This is a genomic window from Bacteroides xylanisolvens XB1A (assembly GCF_000210075.1).
Lineage (GTDB): Bacteria > Bacteroidota > Bacteroidia > Bacteroidales > Bacteroidaceae > Bacteroides > Bacteroides xylanisolvens.
The window spans coordinates 1456642-1465684 of the sequence record NC_021017.1; the positions used below are offsets into that span (position 1 = coordinate 1456642).

General features: G+C 41.2%; 10 protein-coding genes, 1 tRNA gene and 1 pseudogene. 9 read left to right on the forward strand and 3 right to left on the reverse strand.

Annotation, left to right across the window (positions count from 1 at the left end):
* Positions 1-173: 173 nt before the first annotated feature.
* The 3 genes from pfkA to cmk all read right to left on the reverse strand — a co-directional run bounded on the left by pfkA (position 174) and on the right by cmk (position 3066).
* Positions 174-1154: a 6-phosphofructokinase gene (gene pfkA / locus BXY_RS06010; RefSeq protein ID WP_004297914.1), complete on the reverse strand. Its 981-nt coding sequence runs from the start codon at positions 1152-1154 to the stop codon at positions 174-176.
* 200 nt (positions 1155-1354) lie between these two features.
* Complete coding sequence (locus tag BXY_RS06015; RefSeq protein WP_004315780.1) at positions 1355-2224, reverse strand: 4-hydroxy-3-methylbut-2-enyl diphosphate reductase; 870 nt, start codon at positions 2222-2224, stop codon at positions 1355-1357.
* A gap of 8 nt (positions 2225-2232) precedes the next feature.
* Positions 2233-3066, reverse strand: coding sequence for a (d)CMP kinase (gene cmk, locus BXY_RS06020; RefSeq protein ID WP_015531444.1), 834 nt, complete (start codon positions 3064-3066; stop codon positions 2233-2235).
* 70 nt (positions 3067-3136) lie between these two features.
* On the opposite strand from cmk, the gene BXY_RS06025 reads away from it, so the two are divergent.
* From BXY_RS06025 to BXY_RS06065, 9 genes and pseudogenes are all read left to right on the forward strand, one after another.
* Positions 3137-3820: an energy transducer TonB gene (locus BXY_RS06025; RefSeq protein WP_004321840.1), complete on the forward strand. Its 684-nt coding sequence runs from the start codon at positions 3137-3139 to the stop codon at positions 3818-3820.
* 69 nt (positions 3821-3889) lie between these two features.
* Positions 3890-4864 carry a polyprenyl synthetase family protein gene (locus BXY_RS06030; protein ID WP_015531446.1) on the forward strand — a complete coding sequence of 325 codons (975 nt, stop codon included), beginning with the start codon at positions 3890-3892 and terminating at the stop codon, positions 4862-4864.
* A 15-nt stretch (positions 4865-4879) separates the two neighbouring features.
* Complete coding sequence (locus tag BXY_RS06035) at positions 4880-5596, forward strand: hypothetical protein (protein WP_074708366.1); 717 nt, start codon at positions 4880-4882, stop codon at positions 5594-5596.
* Positions 5590-6367, forward strand: a pseudogene (locus BXY_RS06040) (TatD family hydrolase). The gene BXY_RS06035 and the pseudogene BXY_RS06040 overlap by 7 nt, the downstream one beginning before the upstream one ends.
* A gap of 120 nt (positions 6368-6487) precedes the next feature.
* Positions 6488-6575: transfer RNA gene (locus tag BXY_RS06045), tRNA-Ser, on the forward strand.
* A gap of 74 nt (positions 6576-6649) precedes the next feature.
* A complete protein-coding gene (locus BXY_RS06050) occupies positions 6650-7447 on the forward strand; it encodes a MotA/TolQ/ExbB proton channel family protein (RefSeq protein ID WP_015531449.1) in 798 nt (265 codons plus the stop codon).
* 6 nt (positions 7448-7453) lie between these two features.
* Positions 7454-7939 carry a hypothetical protein gene (locus tag BXY_RS06055; RefSeq protein ID WP_008019454.1) on the forward strand — a complete coding sequence of 162 codons (486 nt, stop codon included), beginning with the start codon at positions 7454-7456 and terminating at the stop codon, positions 7937-7939.
* Positions 7940-7975: 36 nt separating this feature from the next.
* Complete coding sequence (locus BXY_RS06060) at positions 7976-8569, forward strand: ExbD/TolR family protein (protein WP_004315773.1); 594 nt, start codon at positions 7976-7978, stop codon at positions 8567-8569.
* Between the two features lie 3 nt (positions 8570-8572).
* Positions 8573-9043, forward strand: a complete 471-nt coding sequence (locus tag BXY_RS06065; protein ID WP_004315772.1) for an ExbD/TolR family protein — start codon at positions 8573-8575, stop codon at positions 9041-9043.

Here is a 9043-nt window from a genome sequence, read left to right on the forward strand (position 1 = left end):
GCAATCGTAAGTCATAAAACAAATTCACCTCTGTGTCCGTGTCCTCTGTGGTGAAAAGAAGCATTGAATAAATGAAAGAAGAGCGGTGAATGATAAGGAAATCTCCCGTTCATCCACCGCTCTTTATCTTATCTTATATACTGATATAAGCTGAACTCCTAAAAATAAAAAGATTAGATTGAAAGCTCTTTCAATACAGTGACAAGATCTCTCTTGATTGGTTTGTCATTCTTAATAGCCTTACTGAACGGTACGTAAACGATTTCATCATGTTCGATTCCGATCATTACGTTACGTTGATCTTCCATAATAGCATCGATAGCAGCAGCACCGAGGCGGCTTGCCAGGATACGGTCGTGGGCAGTCGGGCTACCACCACGTTGCAAGTGACCTAAGATCGTCACACGTACATCGTATTGCGGGTATTCGTTTTTCACACGTTCGGCATAATGCATGGCTCCTCCGGTCAGTTCGCTTTCGGCTACCAATACAATACTACTGTTTTTTGATTTACGGAATCCGTTCTTGATAAACTCTTCCAGTTGGTCGACTTCCGTACTGAATTCCGGAATAATAGCAGCTTCCGCTCCCGAAGCGATGGCTCCGTTCAGTGCAAGGAAACCGGCATCACGTCCCATCACTTCAACAAAAAACAAACGTTCGTGTGAAGTGGCCGTGTCGCGGATCTTATCCACAGCGTCCAATATCGTATTTAATGCAGTGTCATATCCGATGGTAGTATCTGTACCGTAAAGGTCATTATCAATAGTTCCCGGCAGTCCGATACATGGAACATCAAATTCCTGTGCAAAGATACGTGCACCTGTCAGTGAACCGTCTCCACCAATGATAACCAAGGCATCAATGCCTTCTTTTTTCATATTATCATAAGCCAACTGGCGACCTTCCGGAGTCGTGAACTCTTTACAACGGGCTGTTTTCAGGATAGTACCACCCAACTGGATGATATTACTCACATTCTGACTCTTAAATTCTTTGATTTCACCCGTGACCAGACCTTTATAGCCTCTGTATATACCTTTGACTTGCAATCCATTGTAGATAGCTGCACGTGTCACTGCACGTATAGCAGCGTTCATTCCCGGAGCATCACCTCCGGAGGTCAAAATTCCGATACACTTAACTGTTCCCATATAACAATCTCTCATTAATTAGTTTGACGCGGCAAATGTACAATAAAAAGTTGAAAGCAGCGGTTATGAAGTTTTTTTTCGTATGAAGAAAACATTAAAAATGTTCAAATAGCCCTTTCTTGCTTTCTTTTTATTCATTCGTGTTACTTTGCCGTTTTTTCTTATGTTGCTTTGCTATTATTCTTTTATGAATAAAGCAGTTATTCTTTGATAAGCGTCCGAATGTGATTGTAAATCTTCTCCATCAACCATTTCGGAGTAGAAGTCGCCCCACATACGCCAATCGATTTTACGTTTTGAAGAAGAGAAGGATCGATTTCTTTCTCGTTATCTATCAAATGCGAATTAGCGTTCACCTTCAAACATTCTTCAAACAACATCTTTCCGTTCGAACTCTTTTTGCCGCTGACGAAGAAGATCAAATCGTGTGTAGCCGCAAACTCCCGGAGCTTAGGCATACGGTTGGCAACCTGACGGCAGATCGTATCATAATATTCGAAAGTCGCCTCCGGTGAAATATGTTGTTTGAAGTATTCTACGATTTCCTGAAATTCGTCCAGTGACTTGGTTGTCTGTGAGAAAAGGCGGATACTTTTATTTAAATCCAGCTTTTTGGCTTCCTCTGCCTTTTCAATCACAATTGCTTTTCCGTCTGTCTGCCCTACCAGCCCCAACACTTCAGCGTGTCCGCTCTTGCCGTAGATGACAATTTGCTTTTCTTCGTCACTGTCTGCCAGATAGCCTTGCCGGATGCGTTTCTGCAAACGTAATACAACCGGACAGGTCGCATCGATAATCTCGATATTATTTTCACGGGCAATTATATAAGTTTCCGGTGGCTCTCCATGCGCCCGGAGCAATACTTTTGCATTTTTCAATTGCTTGAATTCTTCCCGATTGATGGTGATTAATCCCATCGTTTTCAGCCTGTCCACTTCCCGGCTATTATGCACAATGTCTCCGAGGCAATAGAGTGTTTCTCCCTTTGCCAACTCTTCTTCTGCCTTATGAATGGCTGTCACCACACCAAAGCAGAAGCCGGAACCTTCGTCTATCTCTACCTTGATCATAAAACAAACTATTTACTTACCTTATTAAATTGTTCGAAAAGCCATTTTTTCTGTTCTTCAATCGATAAGTCGGTATTATCCAGGAGCAGCGCATCTTCTGCTTTGCGCAACGGACTTACTTCACGGTTTTGATCGATATAATCCCGTTGTTTCACATTTTCCAGAATCTCGTCGAAGCTGGCTTCCTGTCCCTTTGCTTTCAGCTCGTCATAACGGCGTTGAGCACGGATTTCGGGAGTGGCGGTTACAAATATTTTTAGTTCAGCATCCGGGAAAACAGTGGTACCTATGTCCCGGCCATCCATGACAATCCCCTTCTCATTTCCCATTGCTTGTTGTTGAGCTACCATTGCTTCACGTACGAAGTCGAGCGTACTGATAGGACTCACTTTGGAAGAAACCTCCATCGAACGGATTTTATTCTCTACATTCACACCGTTGAGATAAGTGTCGGGACGTCCGGTTTCCTTATTCAGCCGGAACGATATATGAATGTCCTTAATTTCTTTTTTCAGCCTCTCCGTATCGATAACGTCTCCGTCGAAAATTCCGTTTTCTATACTATATAAGGTGACCGCACGATACATGGCTCCGCTGTCAATGTAAATGTAGCCCACTTCACGAGCCAGATCTTTAGCCATTGTGCTTTTTCCGCAAGAGGAAAAACCATCGATTGCAATTGTTATCTTTTTCATATTCAGTTTATCTGATTTGTTCGCCAAAGATACGGTAAATTTGAAAATCAACCATAAGTTTGCCGTTAAAAGGAGCAAGACAAGTACGAAAGAATTAAAAAAGTTAAAAAGCCGGATAAAAAGAGGCAAAGAGGGGAACGAATACATGAAAATGTACTATATTTGCCCGGAGACACATGAAAGGACACTTTTTTTTAATCATTATATTAATAAATTTATGGAAGTTAAAAAATCACCCAAAGCAGACCTGGAAGGCAAGAAGTCTACATGGTTGCTCGTTGGTTACGTGGTAGTTCTAGCTTTCATGTTCGTGGCGTTCGAATGGACCCAGCGTGACGTGAAGATTGATACAAGCCAGGCAGTAGCTGATGTCGTGTTTGAAGAGGAAATTATTCCTATTACCGAAACCCCTGAACAAGCAGCTCCACCACCACCTGAAGCTCCAAAAGTAGCAGAATTGCTGGAGATTGTGGATGATAAAGCTGATATTGAGGAAACAACAACTATTATCAATGAAGATAACCAAGCTCGTGTAGAAGTAAAATATGTGCCTGTACAAGTTGTTGAAGAAGAACCGGAAGAACAGACTATTTTCGAGGTTGTAGAAAACATGCCGGACTTCCCGGGCGGACAAGCAGCTTTAATGCAGTATCTGGCAAAGAATATTAAATATCCGACTATCGCACAGGAAAACGGAACTCAAGGACGTGTTATCGTACAGTTCGTTGTTAACAAAGACGGTAGTATCGTAGATGCGAAGGTTGTACGTAGCGTTGACCCGTATCTGGATAAAGAAGCCCTCCGTGTGATTAATACCATGCCGAAGTGGAAACCAGGTATGCAGCGCGGAAAACCGGTACGTGTTAAATTTACGGTTCCTGTGATGTTTAGATTGCAGTAATTTGTAATAATATAAATTAGGAGGCTGCTTTCGGCAGCCTCTTTTTATTCATTAATTTTTTTATTCATCATGTTTACAGCTTCTCAATTACTTGATAAGATAAATCATCATATTTCTGAAATTCAGTTTACCCGGACGCCGAAAGGACTTTATGAACCGATTGAATATATCCTTTCTCTGGGTGGGAAGCGGATACGTCCTGTGTTAATGTTGATGGGATATAACTTGTATCGGGAGGATGTAGCGTCTATATACGATCCTGCCACTGCAATTGAAGTTTACCACAACCACACCTTGTTGCATGATGATTTGATGGATCGTTCGGATGTGCGTAGAGGCAAACCTACTGTACACAAAGTATGGAACGATAACACTGCTGTTCTTTCGGGAGATGCTATGTTGATTCTGGCATTTCGCTATATGACGGGATGTCCGCAGGAACATCTGAAAGAAGTGATGGATTTATTCAGTCTGACTACACTTGAGATCTGTGAAGGGCAGCAGCTGGATATGGAATTTGAGTCCCGCTGTGATGTGACAGAAGACGAATACATTGAAATGATTCGTTTGAAAACGGCTGTGTTGCTTGCTGCTAGTCTTAAAATCGGTGCAATTTTGGCAGGAGCGACTGCTGAAGATTCAGAGAATCTTTATCATTTTGGGATGCATATCGGAGTTGCGTTCCAATTGCAGGATGATTTGTTGGATGTATACGGTGATCCGGAAGTGTTCGGGAAGAAGATAGGCGGGGACATTCTTTGCAATAAAAAAACATATATGCTTATCAAAGCATTGGAGCACGCAGATGAAAAGCAGCAGGAAGAATTGAATCGTTGGTTGAATGCAGAAACTTTTCAACCAGCAGAAAAAATAGAAGCGGTAACTGAAATCTATAATCAGTTGAATATCCGTAATGTCTGCGAAAACAAAATGCGCGAATATTACACCCTTGCTATGGAAAGCCTGGCTGCAGTCGCCGTTGCAGAAGACAGGAAAAAAGAATTGAAGAATCTTGTGAAATTATTAATGTATCGTGAAATGTAGCTAAGTGTCAGAGATATGCCTTACAGACGATTACCAAATACAGATCAAGCAAGAGTTCGGGCGTTGAAAGCGGCAGTCGAAAAGGGGGAGATGTATAACGTACGTGACTTGGCTATTACATTAAAGACATTATTTGAGGCACGTAATTTCTTACATCGGTTCGAGGCTGCGCAAATTTATTATACACAGTGTTACAACAACCAGTCGCGTGCCAGCCGTAAGCATCAGATGAACGTGAAGACCGCCCGGTTGTATATCTCTCATTTTATCCAAGTACTCAATTTGGCAGTACTTCGCGATGAAATCAAAGTGGCGCATAAAGAATTATATGGCCTGCCTGCTTCAAACACAGTGCCGGACCTGTTGAGTGAAGCCGCACTGGTAGAGTGGGGGAAGAAAATAATTGAAGGCGAACAACAAAGAACAACTCAAGGCGGCATACCTATTTATAATCCGACTATTGCACGTGTAAAAGTGCATTATGATATTTTTCTGGAAAGCTACGAACGACAGAAAAACTATCAGGCATTAACCAACCGCAGTCTTGATGAACTGGCATCCATGCGTGGGCGTGCAGATGAATTGATTCTGGATATCTGGAACCAGGTAGAAGCTAAATATCAGGATGTCACTCCCAATGATACCAGATTGGAAAAATGTCGCGACTACGGACTGATATATTATTATCGCTCCAGCGAGAAAGTAAAAGAAGAAAAAGAAATATCATGCTGATAGATACTCATTCTCACCTTTTTGTTGAAGAATTTATCGAAGACCTGCCGCAGGTGATGGAACGTGCACGGAAAGCGGGAGTTTCCTATATTTTCATGCCCAATATAGACAGTACCACCATTGATGCTATGTTGTCAGTGTGTAGGGATTATCCGGGTTTTTGCTATCCGATGATCGGGCTGCACCCGACTTCCGTCAATGAATCCTATGAACAGGAATTAGCAGTTGTACACAAGTACTTGTCGACTTCTAATGAATTTGTGGCTATCGGAGAAATAGGCCTCGACCTTTATTGGGACAAGACTTTTCTGAAAGAACAAATTTTGGCTTTTGAAAAGCAAATAGAGTGGGCACTAGAGTATGACCTTCCGATTGTAATTCATTCAAGAGAAGCATTTGAATATATATATAAGGTAATGGAGCCCTATAAAAAGACACCATTGACCGGCATTTTTCATAGTTTCACCGGGACATCGGAAGAAGCGGCGAAATTGTTGGAATTCGAAGGATTTATGTTAGGCATTAACGGAGTCGTTACTTTTAAGAAATCGACTTTACCGGAAACACTGACGACAGTTCCTTTAGAACGCATTGTGCTCGAAACCGACTCCCCTTATTTAGCTCCTGTGCCGAACCGGGGGAAGAGAAATGAGAGCGCCAATGTAAAAGAACACACTTATGAAGGTGGCGGAGATTTATCAGATAACTCCAGAGCACGTAGCAGAGGTCACTTCTGTTAATGCGCTAAAAGTGTTTGGAATCCGCAAATAAGGTTCGAAAGGTTTTAAATTATATTAATTTGCAGTATTTATTCAAGATAAAAGAGGGAGAATGCTTCAAGAAAAGAAAAAAAAGAATACATTTGTAGCTGAAAATGCAGAAAACATGCAGGGAGAGATGCTCGAGTGGTTGAAGAGGCACGCCTGGAAAGCGTGTATACGCCAAAAGTGTATCCGGGGTTCGAATCCCCGTCTCTCCGCAGACATGAAAAAGAGAAGAGAAGTAAATACAATAATAATAATCAATTAATTAATCTTAAAAATTAGACACACAATGAAAAAGTTATTTGCAATTGTTGCTGTGATTGGGGCCTTCACTTTTGGCTCAATTCAACTTGCTCAGGCTCAAGATGCTCCTGCAGCAGAACAAACTGAACAACAAGCTGCTCCTGCCGCTGAAGCTACTACTGCTGCTCCTGCTGCAGAAGAAGGTGGTATTCACAAGGAAATCAAAGTTAAATTCATCGAAGGTACTGCATCTTTCATGAGTTTGGTAGCTATCGCTTTGGTGATCGGTTTGGCTTTCTGTATCGAACGTATCATTTATTTGAGTTTGGCTGAAATCAACACAAAAAAATTCATGGCATCTATCGAAGCTGCTTTGGAAAAAGGTGATGTTGAAGCTGCTAAAGACATTGCTCGTAACACCAGAGGTCCGGTTGCTTCTATCTACTATCAAGGTCTGATGAGAATTGATCAGGGTATTGATGTAGTTGAGAAGTCAGTTGTATCTTACGGTGGTGTACAGGCTGGTTACCTTGAAAAAGGATGTTCTTGGATCACACTGTTTATCGCAATGGCTCCGTCACTCGGATTCTTGGGTACTGTAATCGGTATGGTGCAGGCATTTGATAAAATCCAGCAGGTAGGTGATATCTCTCCGACGGTTGTTGCAGGTGGTATGAAAGTTGCCTTGATTACAACTATCTTCGGTTTGATCGTAGCATTGATCCTTCAGGTATTCTACAACTATGTACTTGCTAAGATTGAAGCTCTGACTAGCGAAATGGAAGATTCTTCTATCTCTTTGTTAGACATGGTAATCAAATATAACTTGAAATACAAAAAATAATCGAAGATGAGTAAGTTAACATATAGAGCATCGTATTATGCACTTTATGCGATGTTTGCCATCATCCTGATCGTATTGTGCCTTTTCTTCTTAGGAGGAGATGCAACAGGCGATGCAGTGATTGCGGGGGTAGATCCCGAGATGTGGCAGCCGGCTCAAACAGACGCCTTACTTTATTTGATGTATGCTTTGTTTGGCATTGCCATTGCAGCTACTATACTTGGTGCAATATTCCAATTTGGAGCAGCCTTGAAAGATAATCCGGCAAATGCTATCAAATCTTTACTTGGTTTGGTTCTTTTAGTTGTTGTTTTAGTTGTTGCTTGGTCTATGGGTGACGGAACACCAATGCAGATTCAGGGCTATAGCGGTACAGACAACGTTCCTTTTTGGCTGAAAATAACTGATATGTTCCTTTATTCTATTTACATCCTGTTGTTTGTAACAGTTGTTGCAATCATCGTGAGTGGCATAAAGAAGAAATTATCCTAATCAATTGAGTAATTCTCAATTAAATAAGTAATAACAATGGCAAGAGGAAAAAGAAAAGTTCCTGATATTAACTCAAGTTCTACGGCGGATATCGCTTTCTTGTTGCTGATCTTCTTCTTGATTACAACATCAATGGATACGGACCGTGGTTTGGCAAGACTTTTGCCTCCACCGCCCGAAGATCAAGATCAGGATAATACTGATAAAATCAAAGAACGTAACGTATTGCAGGTATACTTGAATAAAGATGATGCTTTGATGTGCGGTAATGATTATATCGGTGTTGATCAGTTGAGAGAGAAAGCTAAAGAATTTATTGCTAACGTTGCTAACGCAGAACATATGCCTGAAAAAACACAAAAGAATGTAGAATTCTTTGGCACATATCTGGTTAATGACAAGCATGTAATTTCTTTGCAGAATGACCGTGGATCTTCTTATCAGGCTTATATCAGCGTGCAGAACGAATTGGTGGCTGCATACAATGAATTGAGAGACGAGTTGGCTGAACAGAAATTTGGAACTACATATGCGGAATTGAATGACGATCAGCAAAAAGCGATTCGTGAAATTTATCCGCAACGAATTTCTGAAGCAGAACCTAAAAAATACGGAGAAAAAAAGAAGTAAGTAATGGGAAAATTTAATAAGACTGGTAAACGTGAAATGCCGGCATTGAATACTTCTTCGTTGCCTGACCTTATCTTTACCTTGTTGTTCTTCTTTATGATTGTAACAACAATGCGTGAGGTAACGTTAAAGGTACAGTTTACACTTCCGCAAGGTACTGAACTCGAAAAACTGGAGAAGAAATCGCTGGTAACATTCATCTATGTAGGAGAACCTACGCAGGAATATCGCGCAAAAATGGGTACTGAAAGTCGTATTCAGCTCAACGACAGCTATGCTGAAGTTGGTGAAGTACAGGACTTCATTTTCCAGGAACGTGCAAGTATGAATGAAGGTGATGCAGCTAAAATGACTGTATCTCTGAAAGTAGACCAAAAGACAAAGATGGGTATTATTACTGACGTAAAAAATGCTCTTAGAAAATCTTATGCTTTGAAGATTAACTATTCAGCTACTAAACGTGGTGAAAAGTAA

What these genes read in the sequence shown, in the direction of transcription:
- BXY_RS06015 (WP_004315780.1), bottom strand. Translation starts at nt 2,224, where the DNA reads ATGATCAAGGTAGAGATAGACGAAGGTTCCGGCTTCTGCTTTGGTGTG.
- pfkA (WP_004297914.1), bottom strand. Translation starts at nt 1,154, where the DNA reads ATGGGAACAGTTAAGTGTATCGGAATTTTGACCTCCGGAGGTGATGCT.
- BXY_RS06060 (WP_004315773.1), top strand. Translation starts at nt 7,976, where the DNA reads ATGGCAAGAGGAAAAAGAAAAGTTCCTGATATTAACTCAAGTTCTACG.
- BXY_RS06065 (WP_004315772.1), top strand. Translation starts at nt 8,573, where the DNA reads ATGGGAAAATTTAATAAGACTGGTAAACGTGAAATGCCGGCATTGAAT.
- BXY_RS06055 (WP_008019454.1), top strand. Translation starts at nt 7,454, where the DNA reads ATGAGTAAGTTAACATATAGAGCATCGTATTATGCACTTTATGCGATG.
- BXY_RS06030 (WP_015531446.1), top strand. Translation starts at nt 3,890, where the DNA reads ATGTTTACAGCTTCTCAATTACTTGATAAGATAAATCATCATATTTCT.
- BXY_RS06035 (WP_074708366.1), top strand. Translation starts at nt 4,880, where the DNA reads ATGCCTTACAGACGATTACCAAATACAGATCAAGCAAGAGTTCGGGCG.
- BXY_RS06025 (WP_004321840.1), top strand. Translation starts at nt 3,137, where the DNA reads ATGGAAGTTAAAAAATCACCCAAAGCAGACCTGGAAGGCAAGAAGTCT.
- cmk (WP_015531444.1), bottom strand. Translation starts at nt 3,066, where the DNA reads ATGTATTCGTTCCCCTCTTTGCCTCTTTTTATCCGGCTTTTTAACTTT.
- BXY_RS06050 (WP_015531449.1), top strand. Translation starts at nt 6,650, where the DNA reads ATGAAAAAGTTATTTGCAATTGTTGCTGTGATTGGGGCCTTCACTTTT.